This window comes from Staphylococcus marylandisciuri, assembly GCF_025519785.1.
GTDB lineage: Bacteria > Bacillota > Bacilli > Staphylococcales > Staphylococcaceae > Staphylococcus > Staphylococcus marylandisciuri.
Genome location: NZ_JAOPKZ010000007.1, coordinates 13,302 through 30,125, shown reverse-complemented (window position 1 = coordinate 30,125; position 16,824 = coordinate 13,302). Strand labels below are relative to the sequence as shown.

Sequence of the window (16,824 nt, the reverse complement as noted above, 5' to 3'; positions counted from 1 at the left end):
ATCTTATCATGAATTATCTAGACAGCATATATTGGATACATGAGCGTACTAAGTTTGGTATTAAACCAGGCGTTAAACGCATGGAATGGATGCTAGACCGTTTAAATAATCCTCAGAATAACATCCGCGGTATTCATGTAGGGGGGACTAATGGTAAAGGCTCAACCGTAGCATATTTAAGAGCTGCATTACTTAACAATGACTATAGCGTTGGATCTTTCACATCACCATTTATTGAGAGCTTTAATGAGAGAATAAGTTTAAATGGTAAACCGCTTAGCGATGAGGCGATAGTAGAACTAGTGAAACGTGTGCGCCCTGTCAGTGAAATGCTAGAAGAAGAGACCGATTTAGGTGTAGCCACTGAATTCGAAATCATTACAACGATGATGTATCTCTACTTTGGAGAAATAAACCCCGTAGATTTTGTCATCATAGAAGCAGGGTTAGGCGTTAAGAATGATTCAACAAATGTATTTGAACCTATACTAACTCTATTGACGAGTGTGGGCCTAGACCATACCGAAATTTTAGGCGAAAGTTATGTAGAGATAGCTAAAGATAAGAGCGCTATAATTAAACCACACACACCTGTTATATACGCCGTAAAAAATGAGGTAGCACTGAAAGTAATGCGAGAACAAGTTAAACTACAAGAAGCGAAAGGGATTGAGTTTGATAGAGATATCACTATAGTTTCTGTAGATGACGAGTTTACTTATCGCTACAAAGATTACGAACTTGAAACACTTGTGTTAAACATGTTAGGTGAGCACCAAAAAGAGAATGCTGCACTAGCTATTACTGCGCTAATAGAACTCAATGAAGCAGGTTATGTTACTTTAGATTTTAATAAAATGATTGACGGCATCGAAAGTGTGCACTGGACAGGTAGAATTGAACAAGTAAACGAAGAGCCATTGATGATTATCGATGGAGCGCATAACAGAGAGAGTGTAGAAGCTTTGATTGAAACGCTTAAAAGTTACTACCAAATAGAAAAGATAGATGTATTATTTTCGGCTATTAAAGGCAAGCCTATATCGGATATGGTTACCCAACTTAAAGGGATAGCAAATAACTTCTATGTTACCGAATTTGATTTTCCAAAAGCTTTAAATAAAGAAGAGTTAATCTCCTCAATACCTGGTGATAATAAAGTTATAGTAGACAATTATGTTAAATTTATCGAAGAATACGAGGGAGAAGGTTTATTGATCACCGGGAGCTTGTATTTTATTAGCGAAGTTAAATCTCGTTTAGGTTTCTAAAATAAGATGATATATATAAAGCGCTAAGAGGTCGGGACGAAAGCGTTTAGGGGGGCCCAACACAGAGAAACTGGTAAACCAGTTTCAATAGGCACAGCGAGTTGGGGTGGGGCCCCAACAAAGAGAAACTGGGACATAATGGTTTTGACTAGAGAGAAAGGGAGCGGGACAGAAATCTTTTTATTCAAATTAGATTTCTGTCCCGCTCCCGATTCGTTAGAGGTACTGTCGACAATCCTGCGTTTGGGACGCCGTTCATCAGTTTCCTAAAGCACAGAAACTTTATGTCTCAACATCTTAGCGTTTCTCTTTGTGTTACAATCCCTAATTTAAAGTTAGTAATGTAATAGAATTTGCGCATTTATGTTCGGTGTCTCAACTTTTCTTGCTTGTATACCATTGTTTATAGCTATTAAGCTGATGATACAAGTTTAGGATGAATTGTCCATTTAGAATAATAAGTGAGGATCGGAGAGAACTCAAACTTTCTCGTTATTTAACTAACTTCAAGGGTCATTACCTCGATTATATGGATTGATAGCACTAAATATGTATAAAGCTGTAGTACTCAATATAACTTTTTATTAAAATTAGTTAATTATTTTATATAATAACATAGATGTGTTATAATAACGTTCAAAGGAGGAGGAGTACTATAGTCTTAATTTTTTGCGCCCCGATATTATTTAGCTTCCTTTTTCAATTTACTACGGTAAAAAGGCTAAACTTCAGCTACTTAACTCAACGCTCAACATGTGATTATTGTGAGCGTCAATTAATGTTCTATGAAATTATTCCAATCTTTAGCTTTCTTTATTTAAAAGGAAAAACTCATTGTTGTAATCGAAAGTTATCTCTTGCTTACTTTTGTGGAGAATGTGCTTCTTTATTAAGCTTGCTTTTTTTGTTTAAGTTACCTTCATTAGATTTAACGCTAACTTTATTTATATTTTTTCTTTTACTTACTGCGTCTATTGAGGATCTCAAATCACTTGAAATTTCCCTTTCTCTAATAATAGTTTTTCTCTTAGCAGGTATTTATTTATTTGAAATAAACTTACGTTCTTTCTTGATTGTTACAATCCCTCTAAATTGTATTTACTTATTCTTTCATAAAGTAATTGGTTACGGAGATATTTTAATTTTTAGTTTCCTCTCCCTTTTTCTATCGCTAAATTATGTTTATCACATTATCTTATGTACATTCTTATTAGCAGGGGCTTATTCTTTTTCTTTAGTGTTACTGAAATTTTATAGACCTCACTTAAGAATTCCTCTTATTCCTTTTATTTTTTTAGCGTTTATTCTAGTAACTTATATTATGTGAAAATAAGATCAGGAGTATTTTATCTGTGAAAATAAATGAATTAGCAATGACTGAAAAACCTCGCGAACGATTGATCAATGATGGCGCGCACCAATTATCAAATACTGAATTACTTGCTATTTTAATAAATACAGGAAGAAAGGGGTATTCAAGTTTAGATATTGCTGCACAATTATTAAAAAGTTGTAAAAACCTTAAAGAATTAAAGCACCTTTCTATACTTGAATTAACACAAGTTAAAGGCGTTGGAATTTCAAAGGCAGTGACATTGAAAGCTGCTGTTGAATTAGGCGAGCGCATACATTCGAGTAAATCAGAAAGAAAGTTTCAAATATCTAGTCCTAAAGATGTAGCGCAGTACGCTATGTCTACTATGCAACATCTCACGCAAGAACATTTCATAGTACTATTTTTAGATGCTAAGAACAGAGTATTACATCAAAAAACGATCTTTATTGGTACATTAACTGCTTCTATTGTTCATCCTAGAGAGATTTTCTCTGAAGCCATTAGATGGGCTAGTCACTCTATTATAGTCATGCATAATCATCCATCCGGAGATGCGAGTCCATCTGAAGAGGATATCAGGACTACTAAGCGTTTAATTTCTTGTGGGAGTATTTTAGGGATCGATGTACTTGATCACGTAATTATAGGGGAGGACAATTACATAAGTCTTAGAGAAGAAGAGCTTTTAGATGATGAATAATAAAAAAAATCGGTACATCACTCATAAAAAAGTTGTGAACCGATTCTAAAAAGATTATTTCTGTTACTTTATTAATTAATAAGATGATGATAATTGTCCGACAACCAAATAATCCCTTGGTAAGCTAAATAAATACATAGGGCTAACACGGCTAAAGAAATTAGAACACGCAAAATTGACAATCCTACTCTAAATAAAATAATAATTAATAACACCACTAATATTATGGCCAGAATATTCATATTCGTCCTCCTTAATTACAGTTTATTATTTTCTAATAAATTTCGCATCAGTCTCAAGTGCTAATATTTATTATTCTAAAGACTGATTCACATATTATTCTAGAAAAGGTATAATAAAGTATTAGAATTGGAGGGTGTGAGATGCGATTTATTATGTCTATTATAAAGAATATTATAGCTATAGTTGCTATTATAGCTATAGTCTTAATCGCTTTAAAATATGCCCCGTTTCTGAAAGATCAAGATTGGAACCCCATCAGTCACGATACTCCTTCAATAGTTCAACAAGATAATACACCGGAGCTACAAGGTGGTAAGCGCTATGAAGTGGAAAAGAATGATCTGTTAAACAACATCCCGCTTGGGCAAACTAAAAACGTTTTCAATTTGATAGATAAAAAAGAATTTATGTCTGTTACTGGATTTAAACGCATGGGCTACAACGACCAGTACTTGATTGGCCAGAGAGATGAACAGTTTATTATATATAAGTTTGGCTCTGATAAGATGCGGGTTTATGCTACTGAAATTGAGATGAAAGAGGACCTTAAACAACTCGGACAAGATATCCCTCTCAAATCCTCAGAAGCATTCGAATAAGCTATTTGAATTTAAAAAGTAAATGCGTTAGCCTATTTATGTATTAAGATAAAAGAAGGTTGGTGTTTATTATGAGCGAAAAATCCCAAGAAAAAAAGGCAGACGAACAAGCAAAAGCGCAAAACTTATTTGCTCGATGGAGAAAAGACGAGGTTTTATATAAAGAAGATGAAAAAGATGACGAAGATAAAGAAGAAAATAATAGTCAAGATACCAATGAGAATAATTAGTTAACGAACTAATAGAGCGAATATCTTTAGACCGATGACTTTATCTTAAAAGACGCTCATTTGATTCGAGTCATATTATTATAATTTATAGTGTGCTCTCTATAATAACAACCAATGTATAAAGAGTGGGACTAGAAAATTGTAGCATTTTCTGTTCTGCTCTTTTTTTACGGGTTTAGTAACTCAAGTTCGATAAATTATTTCTTAAACCCACTTTTTACAACCGTACACAAATTTTTATTTAGAGATACACTTTGTACTTTATTTCGTTTAAGCATTAATATAGAATGAATTAAGTATAGTAAATCAACGAGTGTTAATAGAGGTGTTAAGGTTGTTAAAGTTTTTTAAAAATAATAAACTCGTGGTCATTTTATGTGCAATCATCGTCTTTATTGCACTGATAGGTATGTCTTTACGTTCGCAATCTCAATCGCCTGTAGAACAATATGTAGCAGATACTACGTCTACAGGTCAGCGTGTGCTTAGTTATCCAATTCAATTTATATCAGGATCTATAAATCATTTATTTGGTAAAGATGATTCTAAATCTTCGGAAACTAAGGTCAAGCAATTAGAAGCTAAGAATCAAAGTTTAGAAGCAGAGAATAAGAAATATAAAAAAGAATTAAATATTGATGACATATCTAAGTATGACCCTATTTCTAGCACTGTTATTTCGCGTAACCCGGATCAGTGGATGAACTCTTTAATGATTGATAAAGGGTCTAAAAACGGGATAAAAAGTAATATGGCAGTAATGACTTCAGATGGACTCGTAGGTCGCATTACAAAAGTTAATCAGTTTTCTGCAAGAGTTGATCTTATATCTACTAATAGTAGAAACAACCGTTTATCTATCAATATTCAACATGGCGATAAAAATGTGTTCGGAATCGTCGATCGTTATGATGATAAAAGTGGCGAACTAATAGTAAATGATATAAATAATAAAGATTCTGTGAAAAAAGGTGATAAGGTCGTAACGAGCGGTTTAGCAGATCAACTACCTAGCCAATTGTACATAGGAGAAGTAACAAAAGTAGAAAACGATGGATATGGCCTAGCTAAACAAGTTAAAGTGAAAACTGCTTCAAACTTAAGTGACCTTAACCACGTATATGTAGCTAAACGTAAAGCCAAGACTGTTTCGGATGAGGAGAAAGGGGATAACTAAATGAAAGCCTTGTATTATTTCTTACTCGGAATATTACTTTTTTATATCGATGTAGGGATTAGTTTAGTTATACCTATGCATATCGGAAGTAAGAGCGTTATCTTTGTGCCTCATTTAACAGTGATGTATTTATTGTTACTCGGAATTTACCGTCATTTTAATGTAGCTTTAACTTTAGCTATTCTAATCGGTGCAATAACTGATATAACTATAGGATCGATATATGGAGTTTATTTGTTTGGTTACATTCTTCTAGTTGTAGTCTTCGATTCATTTTTCAAAGTGTTTTACCGCGATAAAGTAATGCTATTGAGCTTAGTTTTATTTAGTACTTTAATATTTGAAATATTCATGGCAGTCGTCTACGGTTTACTTGGGTTAATTCAATTTGAGTTAGTTGATTTTATTATATTTAGGTTAGTACCAACATTTATTCTCAACTTGATACTATTAATCATTTTATATCCTATCTTAAATAAATTTTTTACTAAACTACAACTTCGTATTGACAAGGCTAAGGGGTAATGCTAAAATGCAGAAGTTGAGTAGTTTATAGCTACATACAACCGCACGATTTCAGGTTTAAGTACTTCATGTCACCTGGAATTGGCGTGACTTATATTATAGGAGGTGCAAAGTATGTTTGCTATTATTGAAACTGGTGGAAAACAAATTAAAGTAGAAGAAGGCCAAGAGATCTTCGTCGAAAAGCTTGATGCTAGTGAAGGCGATACTTTTACTTTTGATAAGGTATTATTTGTAGGTGGAGATTCTGTAAAAGTTGGTGCGCCATTAGTAGAGGGTGCTTCAGTTTCAGCCACTGTAAATAAACAAGGCCGTGGTCGTAAAGTTACTGTTTTCACTTATAGACGTCGTAAAGACTCTAAACGTAAACAAGGCCATCGTCAACCTTACACTAAATTAACAATTGACAAAATCAACGCATAATTATGATTGAAGTAGACATTACACTTAATGATAAAGGTCAAGTCACAGATGTAATTATGGATGGTCACGCTGATCACGGTGACTATGGTCATGACATTGTATGTGCAGGTGCTTCAGCAGTGGTTTTTGGTAGTGTAAATGCTATAATGGGTTTAACTACTGAGAAACCTGATATCAATTATGAAAGTGACGGAGGTCATTTTCATATTAGAAGTGTTGATACTAACAATGAACAAGCACAATTGATACTTCAAGCAATGCTCGTCTCATTGCAAACGATTGAAGAAGAATATAATGAGAATATAAGATTAAATTATAAGTGAGGTGTAGACCCTATGCTAAAGTTAAATTTACAATTCTTTGCCTCTAAGAAAGGGGTAAGTTCAACTAAAAACGGCCGTGATTCTGAATCTAAACGTCTAGGTGCTAAACGCGCAGATGGTCAATACGCAACTGCTGGTTCTATTATTTTCCGTCAACGTGGTACAAAAATTCATCCTGGACAAAATGTTGGTCGAGGTGGCGATGATACTTTATTCGCTAAAATCGATGGCGTTGTTAAATTCGAACGTAAAGGCCGTGACAGAAAACAAGTTTCTGTTTATTCAGCTGCAGAGTAATTAAATTGATTGGACAAGGGAGCGGGACAGAAATCTAATTTGAATAAAAAGATTTCGTAATCCCGCCCTGGCAAGGATGACTAGAGTTGAAAAAAGCTTGATACAAGCGCGTTTTCAAATCAGTCATCTACTGCCGAGATGTTGCAGAGGCTGAGACATTACATTATGTCCCAGCCTCTTTTTCCTTCAAGCAATGAAGGATAGCAGTGTTTAGTATAATGTGAAAATAGAAGTATTAGTAACTGCCCATAAGGGAGTGGGACGAATTAGATTTCTAATATGGAAATTTATTAGTCTCACTCCCAAATTTTATGTTTATTTTCTCAAAGCTAACTTAATGATATAATTAATAAGATACATTCAACAAAAAAGAGGTGAAACTATGTTTGTGGATCAGGTCAGTATCAAGCTAAAGGCTGGCGATGGGGGTAATGGTATTACCGCTTACCGTAGAGAGAAATATGTACCATTTGGCGGCCCAGCCGGCGGCGATGGTGGTAGCGGAGCTTCAATCGTCTTTGAAGTAGATGAAGGGTTAAGAACACTTTTAGATTTCCGCTATCAACGTCATTTTAAAGCGAAAAAAGGGGAGAATGGACAAAGTAGTAACATGCACGGCAAAAACGCTGAAGATCTCATTCTCCATGTACCACCAGGCACGATCATTAAAGATATAGATGGGGAAGAAGTATTAGCGGATCTTGTTGAACATGGTCAAAGAGCAACAATAGCTAAGGGAGGCCGAGGAGGTCGAGGTAATTCTAAATTTGCCTCCGCGCGTAATCCGGCGCCAGATTTTAGCGAGAATGGAGAACCAGGTGAAGAGATAGAGGTTACATTAGAGTTAAAAATGTTAGCTGACGTAGGTCTAGTTGGTTATCCGAGTGTGGGCAAATCAACCTTACTCTCAGTAGTTTCCAAAGCTAAACCGAAAGTAGGGGCTTATCATTTCACGACAATAAAGCCTAACTTAGGCATGGTTTCTACCCCTGATCAGCGTAGTTTCGTTATGGCAGATTTACCGGGATTAATAGAGGGTGCCTCTGAAGGTGTAGGACTTGGTTATCAATTTTTGCGACATGTGGAACGGACTAGAGTAATTGTCCATGTTATAGATATGAGCGCTTCTGAAGGTAGAGATCCATATGAAGATTTCAAGGTGATTAATAAAGAATTGAAAGCTTATGAACAAAAGCTAGAAGAGAGACCTCAAATTGTAGCCGCTAACAAGATGGATCTGCCTGAAGCTGAGGATGAATTACAACTATTCAAAGAACAGTTACAAGATGATGGTTATGACGATATAGAGATTATTCCTATATCCACTTATCAGCATATGAATATTGATAAATTGCTTTATACTATTGGCAATAAATTAGAAGAAGTTAAAGATGTCGATTTTTATAATTCAAAAGAAGACGTCGGCGTTCATCGGGTCTTATATAAACATACGCCTAGCCAAGATCACTTTACCATTACTAGAGCGGACGATGGCGCTTATGTAGTTCAAGGCAATGCTATTGAGCGTACATTCAAGATGACTGATTTCAATAGTGATCCAGCAGTTCGTCGCTTTGCAAGACAAATGCGTTCAATGGGTATAGATGATGCCTTGAGAGAAAGAGGTTGTAGTAATGGCGATATCGTACGTATTCTAGGTGGAGAATTTGAATTCATAGAATAGAGGTGGACATAATGGACAATAAAGAATATAAGAAATTTTATCTCATAAGAGAAGATGTCTTACCTGAGTCTGTGAACAAGACGTTAGAGATTAAGGATGCATTGAAGAAAAATCCTAATTTGTCCATTTTTGAAGCTGTCAAACAATTTAATCTTTCAAGGAGTGCTTTTTATAAATATAGAGATACTATTTTTCCTGTGGAAGAAAAGCAACAGTCTACTAAAGAATTTACTTTAATACTATATGTAAATGACGTGGTAGGTATGTTAGCGAATGTGTTAAACAAAGTTTCAGAATGGCGTCTGTCTGTCTTAACCATCCACCAAAGTATCCCTATGAAAAACAGAGCAACGATCACTTTATCACTAGATGCCACTAACACTAATTTAGAATTAGATGATGTAGTCGAACTACTAAAGCAAATCGAACATGTAACTAAAGTAGAACTTATTAGTATGACTATTTAAGAGGAAGTGTAAATGTGTACGCATATATCAAAGGAACTTTAACTGGAATCTTTCCGACACATATCGTGGTAGAGGATTCTTCAGGAATAGGTTTTGAAATTCAAACACCTAATTCTTACCGGTTTCAAAAATTTTTAGATGCTCAAGTTGTAGTATACACCTCATTAATTGTACGAGAAGATGCACAATTACTTTACGGTTTTCACAATGAGGAAGAAAAAGATATGTTCTTAAACTTAATCAAGGTAACTGGTATCGGTCCCAAGTCGGCGCTTGCAATCTTAGCAAGCAGTTCGCCTAATGATGTTAAACGTGCAATTGAGAATGAGAATGATGCTTATCTAACTCAGTTCCCAGGTATTGGCAAAAAAACTGCGCGTCAAATTATACTTGACTTAAAAGGTAAAGTTGAAATTACTGATGAAACTCAAATGGATATTCTAGAACCTACGAACCATTCAGAGCAAAATACAAGCATAGTGAAAGAAGCCATCCTCGCTTTAGAGGCGCTGGGTTATTCTAAGAGAGAGTTGAAGAAAGTAGAGAAGAAATTAGATGAGAAATCAATACGCTCTGTTGATGAAGCTGTTAAATATGGATTGCAACTTCTCATATCTTAATTATTGAGAAATTTAAAGAAAGTGGGAGAATTAATGGATGATAGAATGGTAGATCAGCATGCACATGACAATGAGTCTTCGTTCGAACTATCCTTACGTCCAACTCGACTCCGTCAATACATCGGCCAAAATACGATTAAGTCAAATTTGGAAGTTTTTATCAAAGCGGCTAAGTTAAGAGAAGAACCTCTTGATCATGTATTGCTATTTGGGCCTCCAGGATTAGGAAAGACGACACTTTCAAATATAATAGCTAATGAAATGGAAGTTAATATACGTACCGTGTCAGGCCCATCGATTGAACGTCCTGGAGATTTAGCTGCTATTCTTTCAGGTTTGCAACCAGGCGACGTATTATTTATCGATGAAATTCATCGATTAAGCAGTGTAGTTGAAGAAGTTTTATATCCTGCTATGGAAGATTTCTTTCTAGATATCGTTATTGGTAAAGGAGAAGAAGCGCGGAGTATTCGTATTGACTTACCCCCTTTCACTTTAGTAGGAGCAACTACGAGAGCTGGAAATTTAACTGCTCCTCTAAGAGATCGCTTCGGTGTGCATTTAAGGCTTGAATACTATAAGGAATCTGAATTAAAAGAGATTATAATTAGGACAGCTGAAGTTTTGGATACACATATTGATGACGAGAGTGCTAAAGAGTTAGCTATGCGTAGCCGAGGTACGCCACGTGTTGCTAACCGTTTATTAAAACGTGTGCGGGACTTTCAACAAGTTAACGATGATGAACAAATCTATATTGAAACAACAAAAAGAGCGCTTAGTTTACTGCAAGTTGACGAACAAGGTTTAGATTATATTGATCATAAGATGATGAATTGCATTATTGAGCAGTATAATGGTGGACCTGTAGGCTTAGATACAATTGCAGTATCAATAGGTGAAGAACGAATAACGATAGAGGATGTTTACGAGCCTTTTTTAATTCAAAAAGGATTTATTGAGCGTACTCCGCGTGGTCGACGTGCTACAGCGTTTGCCTATGAGCATTTTCAAAAAGAAAGAAGTGAGAGTGAGAAGTGAATATAGAAGATTTCGACTATGAATTACCTGAACATTTAATTGCTCAAACACCTTTGAAGGAGAGGGATGAAAGTAAATTACTAGCTCTCGATAAAGAAACAGGAAAAATTGATCATTTAAATTTCAAGCAAATCATTGATTGCTTGCGGTCAGGTGACACGTTAGTGCTGAATAATACACGAGTTCTTCCTGCGCGGCTCTTCGGAGTAAAAAAAGATACTGGTGCTAAAGTTGAAATGCTTATGTTGACTCAAGTTGAGAACAATGATTGGGAAGTATTAATTAAACCTGCTAAACGAATAAAAGTTGGGCATCAAATCAGCTTTGGAGAAGATACCATTATTGGCGAATGTATAGAAGAGCTCGAACAAGGTGGACGTATCATGCGTCTTCATTATGAAGGCATTTTACAAGAGCGTCTAGATGAATTAGGAGAGATGCCTCTCCCACCCTATATTAAGGAGCGCTTAGATGACCCGAAACGCTATCAGACTGTATATGCTAAAGAGAATGGTTCTGCGGCGGCACCGACGGCAGGATTACACTTTACTAATGAGCTACTAGAAAAGATTAAATCTAAAGGGGTAAATATCGAATTTATAACATTACATGTAGGTTTAGGTACCTTTAGACCTGTTAGTGTAGACAACATAGAAGAGCATGAAATGCACAGTGAATATTATCAAATCTCTGAAGAAACTGCTGCCAATTTAAATCAAGCGAGACATAACGGACATCGTATCATTTCCGTCGGAACGACGACTACCCGCACATTAGAAACAGTGTTTAATCAGTTCAGTCAATTTAAAGCTGCTCGAGGGTGGACCGATATATTTATATATCCGGGCTACGAATTCAAAGCTATAGATGGTTTAATTACTAATTTCCATCTACCTAAATCGACGTTAGTGATGTTAGTTTCTGCTTTTGCCACTAGAGAATTTATACTAAACGCATATGAGGAAGCGGTTAAAGAAGAATATAGGTTCTTTAGCTTTGGTGACGCTATGTTAATCTTATAATAAATTGGGAGGGACAGTAATGCCTGCTGTTACATACGAACATATTAAGACTTGTAAACAATCAGGGGCTCGCTTAGGACGAGTCCATACGCCGCATGGCTCATTTGAAACGCCTATGTTTATGCCCGTAGGTACCAAAGCTACTGTTAAGACAATGAGTCCTGAAGAACTGCATCAAATGGAAGCAAAGATCATTTTAGGCAACACCTATCATTTGTGGTTACAACCGGGAAATGATATTATCGGAAAGAGTGGGGGATTACATCAGTTCATGAACTGGGATGGTCCTATACTAACTGACTCTGGTGGGTACCAAGTATTTAGTTTAAGTAACTTGAGAAAGATTACTGAAGAAGGTGTTTCGTTTAGGCATCATAAAAATGGTTCCAAACTCTTTTTAAGTCCTGAACGATCTATGGAAATTCAGAATGACTTAGGATCAGATATCATGATGGCATTTGATGAATGTCCACCTATGCCTGCTGAGTATGAGTATGTTAAGGACTCGATCGAGCGAACTTCTCGCTGGGCTAAGAGATGCTTAGAGGCTCATAAACGGCCCGATGATCAAGCTCTATTTGGGATTATTCAAGGTGGAGAATATAAAGATCTTAGAAAGCAAAGCGCTGAAGAATTAGTTGCTCTAGATTTCCCAGGGTACGCTATTGGCGGTCTCTCTGTAGGAGAACCAAAGCCTGTAATGTATGAAATGGTAGAGTTTACTGAACAGTACATGCCATTTAACAAACCGAGATACCTTATGGGAGTTGGTTCGCCAGACGCGTTAATTGAATGTAGCATTCGAGGCATGGATATGTTCGACTGTGTATTGCCAACTAGGATCGCTCGTAATGGTACGTGTATGACCTCAGAAGGACGGGTTGTTATTAAGAATGCGAAGTATAGTGACGATCTTACACCGTTAGATCCCAACTGTGATTGCTATACTTGTCAAAATTATAGCAGAGCATACATAAGACATCTAATTAAAGCTGAAGAAACTTTTGGTATACGTCTTACTACTTATCATAATTTACATTTCTTACTTAAGCTTATGGAGAATATTAGACAAGCTATTAGAGAGGATCGTTTGCTAGATTTTAAAGAGGATTTCTTTGAACAGTATGGACTTAATGTAGAAAACCCTAAAAACTTTTAAAAATTAAAGGAGGATGAAGTATGGGCGCACTCGGAACTATGATTATACCAGCGTTGTTACTTATCGTATTAGTTGTCTTCATGATTATCCCACAACAACGCAGAGCAAAAAAACATCGTGAAATGATTGGCCAACTTAGCGAAGGACAACATGTAACGACTATTGGAGGAATTAAAGGAACAGTACAATCAGTAGAAGAATCAACGATAGTGCTTAAATTAAACAAAGGTACAGAAATGACTTTAGAGAAACCTGCAATTAAACAAGTTGATCCTTCATAATTAAGTAAATGATACTCAAAGGAGTTAAGAGCTGTGCAAATAATTATATTAGTAGTAATATTTATAATTATGTATTTCCTTATGATTCGACCACAACAGAAGAAACAAAGAGAACATAGAGAAATGTTGACAAGAATAGAAGCAGGTCAAAATGTAACTACAATTGAAGGCATTAAAGCTAAAGTTCGAAGTGTAGATGAAACACAAGTTGTCCTAGTCCTAAATAAAAAAGGCGATCAGATGACTGTTGAAAAACCTGCAATTAAACAAATTGACCCTTCATAATAGGATTCAACATCTTGAATAGGAGGTACTTAAGTCTCAAAATGGTTTAATTACAATTTAACTATTTTGGGACTTTTATTATGTCTAAGTGGTCATTATGTAGAAGAGAGAAAATTTATAAGCTACTCAGTACTAAAGATATACATTTCTGAAGATAAATACACACTAAACGATTTATGTCGTTAGGAGAGAGTTAGAGTTTATTCAATTTCACTTTCGATTATTTATACCTAATCTTAGTTTGGATAATAAATGTTGTATGTTATTATATAAAGGTCGTATAGAAAGAGAAGACTAAGTATAGCTTGAACTGAGATATACATATCAAGTATGATTAAATCATTAGTTAACAGTGAGGTGTTCATGTGAAGAAAGGAAGTAGAATTGCTGCGTTTATATTGTTAGTAGTCCTCATATTCGCAGGTATGGGGCTTACATATAAAAGCGTAGTAAAAAATGTAAATTTAGGTCTAGACCTTCAAGGTGGCTTTGAAGTACTTTATCAAGTTAACCCTCTTGATAAAGGCGATAAAATAGACGATCAAGCTGTAAAATCAACGTCGAAAACATTAGAAAGACGTGTTAACTCACTCGGAGTATCTGAACCTAAGATTCAAGTTGAAGATAAAAATAGAATAAGAGTTCAATTGGCAGGAGTTAAAAACCAATCTCAAGCTCGAGATATTTTATCTTCAAAAGCTAAGTTAACTGTGCGCGATGCTGACGATCACGTCATGTTAACGGGTAAAGATCTCAAACAAGGTACTGCCAAACAAGAATTTAAACAAAATACGAATACCCCTACGGTTACCTTTAAAGTGAAAGATGCCGAGAAGTTTAGAAAGGTAACTGAAGAAATTTCTAAGAAGAAAGAAAATATTATGGTAGTGTGGTTAGATTATGAAAAAGGTGATTCCTACCATAAAGAATCTAAGAAAGAACAAGAAGGTAAAAAACCTAAGTACGTATCAGCAGCTAATGTCGATCAACCGATCAACAGCGACAGCGTGGAAATTTCTGGTGGCTTTAATGGTAAAGAAGGTGTAGAAAGAGCTAAACAAATAGCTGATCTCTTGAATGCAGGATCATTACCAGTAGATCTTAAAGAAATTTATTCTAATTCAGTTGGCGCTCAATTCGGTCAAGATGCGTTAAATAAAACATTATTTGCATCGATGATCGGAGTAGCAATTGTATATTTATTTATGCTAGGTTTTTACAGACTTCCTGGATTAGTTGCTAACATTGCACTTACTGCATATATTTACTTAACTTTAGTTGCATTTAATTTTATCTCAGGTGTTCTCACGTTACCTGGTATTGCTGCATTAGTACTCGGCGTCGGTATGGCGGTCGATGCGAACATCATTATGTACGAGCGAATAAAAGATGAGTTACGCGTGGGTCGAACGCTTAAACAAGCTTACAAAAAGGCAAATAAAAGTTCATTTTTAACTATAGTCGACGCTAACTTAACCACAGTTATAGCAGCAGCTGTACTGTTCTTCTTTGGAGAAAGCTCAGTTAAAGGTTTCGCTACATTATTATTATTAGGTATTCTGATGATCTTTGTTACTGCAGTATTTTTCACTCGCATACTACTATCATTACTAGTATCATCTAATTACTTTAAAAAGTCTTATTGGCTATTTGGTGTTTCAAATAAGAATCGTCATGATATTAACGAAGGTAAAGATGTGCACGACCTTAAGACACCGTTCGAACGACTTAACTTTGTGAAATTAGCTAAGCCTTTACTATCTTTAAGTATCCTAATTGTCATTGTCGGGGTCATCATTCTCTTTATCTTTAAACTTAACTTAGGAATCGACTTCTCAAGCGGTACACGTGTTGACTTCAGCTCTGAGCAAAAGGTTACTCAATCTAAGGTAACGCATACGTTTGATAAGAGCGATTATAAACCTGATCAAATTTCTATCGGACAAAATGGAAAAAACGTAACGGTACAATTTAAAGACAATTTAAATAAAAATCAAGTTGCCAAACTGAAGGACATGATTCATTCTAAATTTGGCCATGATCCGACAGTAAATACGGTATCACCACTGATAGGTCAAGAATTAGCGAAAAATGCAATGCAAGCACTCGCACTCGCTTCTATAGGTATTATTATTTATGTAACACTGCGCTTCGAATGGCGCATGGGATTATCTTCTATCCTCGCGCTCCTCCACGATGTCTTTATTATGGTAGCGGTGTTTAGTATCTTTAGACTTGAAGTAGATATTACCTTTATTGCAGCTGTACTTACTATCGTAGGTTATTCAATCAATGATACGATTGTTACATTTGACCGTGTACGAGAAAACTTACAAAAAGTTAAAGTTATCAGAGAGCCGCAACAGATAGATAATATTGTAAACCGCTCTGTAAGACAGACTATGACTCGCTCGATAAACACCGTGCTTACAGTAGTAGTGGTAGTCATCGCATTGCTCATTTTTGGCTCACCAAGTATCTTTAACTTCTCTTTAGCTCTACTCATTGGATTGATTTCAGGGGTAATATCTTCAATATTTATTGCTGTACCTTTATGGGGTATAATGAAAAAACGACAACTTAAGAAAAACAATGGTAAGCTCGTTGTACACAAAGAGAAGAAATCGAACGAAGAAAAAGTGCTTGTGTAATCAGTTGTCTATTTCATACTAGCGATTAGGTTTAAATGACTTGCGATTGAGTTAGTAATTTAATGATTTTAAACGCGAATCTTTTTTAACGACCATTTATTAAATAAATAATTTCTTCTCTTATTCTGAGGAATAAAGAGATATACGCAATTTAATTAGAAGGGAGCGGGACAGAAATCTAATTTGAATTAAAAGATTTCATAGTCCCGCCCCGGCAAAGATGATGAAAGAGGTTGAGACATTACATTAAGTCCCAGCCTCTTTTTCTCTCTAGTCAAAGACCTTTATGTCCCAGCCTCATTTTTCGGCACAAAGTTAACAGAGAAGATTTTATAAATCCATGAAAACCGAGGCAAATACATCAAATATATCATCTTACCCATTTCGTGAGGCCAACAATAGTCGAATTGATTCTTCTTACGACGGTACAAGGTTTATATCTTTACGTCAGTATGAAATATACGTACAGATGATTTGAAATATTATTCTC

The 16,824-nt window shown here is 35.5% G+C and carries 20 protein-coding genes and 1 other annotated feature; of the genes, 19 read left to right on the top strand and 1 reads right to left on the bottom strand.

What is annotated here, in order from left to right; translation table 11 throughout:
* Positions 1–8: 8 nt before the first annotated feature.
* The 3 genes from N9R04_RS05195 (at position 9) to radC (ending at position 3,307) form a co-directional block, all read left to right on the top strand.
* Complete coding sequence (locus tag N9R04_RS05195; RefSeq protein WP_262855505.1) at positions 9–1,271, top strand: bifunctional folylpolyglutamate synthase/dihydrofolate synthase; 1,263 nt, start codon at positions 9–11, stop codon at positions 1,269–1,271.
* A 619-nt stretch (positions 1,272–1,890) separates the two neighbouring features.
* Positions 1,891–2,598, top strand: coding sequence for a prepilin peptidase (locus tag N9R04_RS11450; protein WP_373316343.1), 708 nt, complete (start codon positions 1,891–1,893; stop codon positions 2,596–2,598).
* 25 nt (positions 2,599–2,623) lie between these two features.
* Entirely contained in the window at positions 2,624–3,307 is a 684-nt protein-coding gene (gene radC, locus N9R04_RS05190) for a RadC family protein (RefSeq protein ID WP_262855504.1), read from the top strand.
* A 71-nt stretch (positions 3,308–3,378) separates the two neighbouring features.
* On the opposite strand, the gene N9R04_RS05185 is transcribed toward radC, so the two are convergent.
* Positions 3,379–3,549, bottom strand: a complete 171-nt coding sequence (locus N9R04_RS05185; RefSeq protein ID WP_262855503.1) for a hypothetical protein — start codon at positions 3,547–3,549, stop codon at positions 3,379–3,381.
* Between the two features lie 141 nt (positions 3,550–3,690).
* On the opposite strand from N9R04_RS05185, the gene N9R04_RS05180 reads away from it, so the two are divergent.
* From N9R04_RS05180 to secDF, 16 genes are all read left to right on the top strand, one after another.
* On the top strand, positions 3,691–4,149 hold the full coding sequence (locus tag N9R04_RS05180; protein ID WP_262855502.1) for a DUF4930 family protein: 459 nt from the start codon (positions 3,691–3,693) through the stop codon (positions 4,147–4,149).
* 71 nt (positions 4,150–4,220) lie between these two features.
* On the top strand, positions 4,221–4,379 hold the full coding sequence (locus N9R04_RS05175) for a hypothetical protein (protein WP_262855501.1): 159 nt from the start codon (positions 4,221–4,223) through the stop codon (positions 4,377–4,379).
* Positions 4,380–4,713: 334 nt separating this feature from the next.
* On the top strand, positions 4,714–5,556 hold the full coding sequence (mreC, locus tag N9R04_RS05170; protein ID WP_262855499.1) for a rod shape-determining protein MreC: 843 nt from the start codon (positions 4,714–4,716) through the stop codon (positions 5,554–5,556).
* Positions 5,557–6,081 carry a rod shape-determining protein MreD gene (gene mreD, locus N9R04_RS05165; protein WP_262855498.1) on the top strand — a complete coding sequence of 175 codons (525 nt, stop codon included), beginning with the start codon at positions 5,557–5,559 and terminating at the stop codon, positions 6,079–6,081.
* Positions 6,082–6,110: 29 nt separating this feature from the next.
* Positions 6,111–6,183: a sequence feature (ribosomal protein L21 leader region), on the top strand.
* Between the two features lie 12 nt (positions 6,184–6,195).
* On the top strand, positions 6,196–6,504 hold the full coding sequence (rplU, locus tag N9R04_RS05160; protein ID WP_262855497.1) for a 50S ribosomal protein L21: 309 nt from the start codon (positions 6,196–6,198) through the stop codon (positions 6,502–6,504).
* Positions 6,505–6,506: 2 nt separating this feature from the next.
* Entirely contained in the window at positions 6,507–6,827 is a 321-nt protein-coding gene (locus tag N9R04_RS05155) for a ribosomal-processing cysteine protease Prp (RefSeq protein ID WP_262855496.1), read from the top strand.
* A gap of 12 nt (positions 6,828–6,839) precedes the next feature.
* Positions 6,840–7,124 carry a 50S ribosomal protein L27 gene (gene rpmA / locus N9R04_RS05150; protein ID WP_262855495.1) on the top strand — a complete coding sequence of 95 codons (285 nt, stop codon included), beginning with the start codon at positions 6,840–6,842 and terminating at the stop codon, positions 7,122–7,124.
* Between the two features lie 382 nt (positions 7,125–7,506).
* Positions 7,507–8,808 (top strand): GTPase ObgE, encoded by a 1,302-nt coding sequence (gene obgE / locus N9R04_RS05145; RefSeq protein WP_262855494.1) that lies wholly within the window; start codon positions 7,507–7,509, stop codon positions 8,806–8,808.
* Positions 8,809–8,819: 11 nt separating this feature from the next.
* Positions 8,820–9,275 carry an ACT domain-containing protein gene (locus N9R04_RS05140; RefSeq protein WP_262855493.1) on the top strand — a complete coding sequence of 152 codons (456 nt, stop codon included), beginning with the start codon at positions 8,820–8,822 and terminating at the stop codon, positions 9,273–9,275.
* 14 nt (positions 9,276–9,289) lie between these two features.
* On the top strand, positions 9,290–9,895 hold the full coding sequence (gene ruvA, locus N9R04_RS05135) for a Holliday junction branch migration protein RuvA (RefSeq protein ID WP_262855492.1): 606 nt from the start codon (positions 9,290–9,292) through the stop codon (positions 9,893–9,895).
* A 33-nt stretch (positions 9,896–9,928) separates the two neighbouring features.
* Positions 9,929–10,936: a Holliday junction branch migration DNA helicase RuvB gene (ruvB, locus tag N9R04_RS05130; RefSeq protein WP_262855491.1), complete on the top strand. Its 1,008-nt coding sequence runs from the start codon at positions 9,929–9,931 to the stop codon at positions 10,934–10,936.
* Positions 10,933–11,958 (top strand): tRNA preQ1(34) S-adenosylmethionine ribosyltransferase-isomerase QueA, encoded by a 1,026-nt coding sequence (gene queA, locus N9R04_RS05125; protein ID WP_262855490.1) that lies wholly within the window; start codon positions 10,933–10,935, stop codon positions 11,956–11,958. Before ruvB ends, queA begins: the two co-directional genes overlap by 4 nt.
* A gap of 19 nt (positions 11,959–11,977) precedes the next feature.
* Positions 11,978–13,117 (top strand): tRNA guanosine(34) transglycosylase Tgt, encoded by a 1,140-nt coding sequence (gene tgt / locus N9R04_RS05120; RefSeq protein ID WP_262855488.1) that lies wholly within the window; start codon positions 11,978–11,980, stop codon positions 13,115–13,117.
* 20 nt (positions 13,118–13,137) lie between these two features.
* Positions 13,138–13,398, top strand: coding sequence for a preprotein translocase subunit YajC (gene yajC / locus N9R04_RS05115; RefSeq protein ID WP_262855487.1), 261 nt, complete (start codon positions 13,138–13,140; stop codon positions 13,396–13,398).
* Between the two features lie 33 nt (positions 13,399–13,431).
* A complete protein-coding gene (gene yajC / locus N9R04_RS05110; protein WP_262855486.1) occupies positions 13,432–13,683 on the top strand; it encodes a preprotein translocase subunit YajC in 252 nt (83 codons plus the stop codon).
* 365 nt (positions 13,684–14,048) lie between these two features.
* Positions 14,049–16,334: a protein translocase subunit SecDF gene (gene secDF / locus N9R04_RS05105; protein WP_262855485.1), complete on the top strand. Its 2,286-nt coding sequence runs from the start codon at positions 14,049–14,051 to the stop codon at positions 16,332–16,334.
* The last annotated feature ends 490 nt before the right edge of the window (positions 16,335–16,824 follow it).

Excerpts from the sequence above, each read along its gene's own strand:
- N9R04_RS05195 (WP_262855505.1), top strand. The coding sequence starts at position 9 with ATGAATTATCTAGACAGCATATATTGGATACATGAGCGTACTAAGTTT.
- N9R04_RS11450 (WP_373316343.1), top strand. The coding sequence starts at position 1,891 with ATGTGTTATAATAACGTTCAAAGGAGGAGGAGTACTATAGTCTTAATT.
- N9R04_RS05185 (WP_262855503.1), bottom strand. The coding sequence starts at position 3,549 with ATGAATATTCTGGCCATAATATTAGTGGTGTTATTAATTATTATTTTA.
- N9R04_RS05180 (WP_262855502.1), top strand. The coding sequence starts at position 3,691 with ATGCGATTTATTATGTCTATTATAAAGAATATTATAGCTATAGTTGCT.
- N9R04_RS05175 (WP_262855501.1), top strand. The coding sequence starts at position 4,221 with ATGAGCGAAAAATCCCAAGAAAAAAAGGCAGACGAACAAGCAAAAGCG.
- mreD (WP_262855498.1), top strand. The coding sequence starts at position 5,557 with ATGAAAGCCTTGTATTATTTCTTACTCGGAATATTACTTTTTTATATC.
- rplU (WP_262855497.1), top strand. The coding sequence starts at position 6,196 with ATGTTTGCTATTATTGAAACTGGTGGAAAACAAATTAAAGTAGAAGAA.
- N9R04_RS05155 (WP_262855496.1), top strand. The coding sequence starts at position 6,507 with ATGATTGAAGTAGACATTACACTTAATGATAAAGGTCAAGTCACAGAT.
- rpmA (WP_262855495.1), top strand. The coding sequence starts at position 6,840 with ATGCTAAAGTTAAATTTACAATTCTTTGCCTCTAAGAAAGGGGTAAGT.
- obgE (WP_262855494.1), top strand. The coding sequence starts at position 7,507 with ATGTTTGTGGATCAGGTCAGTATCAAGCTAAAGGCTGGCGATGGGGGT.
- N9R04_RS05140 (WP_262855493.1), top strand. The coding sequence starts at position 8,820 with ATGGACAATAAAGAATATAAGAAATTTTATCTCATAAGAGAAGATGTC.
- ruvB (WP_262855491.1), top strand. The coding sequence starts at position 9,929 with ATGGATGATAGAATGGTAGATCAGCATGCACATGACAATGAGTCTTCG.
- tgt (WP_262855488.1), top strand. The coding sequence starts at position 11,978 with ATGCCTGCTGTTACATACGAACATATTAAGACTTGTAAACAATCAGGG.
- yajC (WP_262855487.1), top strand. The coding sequence starts at position 13,138 with ATGGGCGCACTCGGAACTATGATTATACCAGCGTTGTTACTTATCGTA.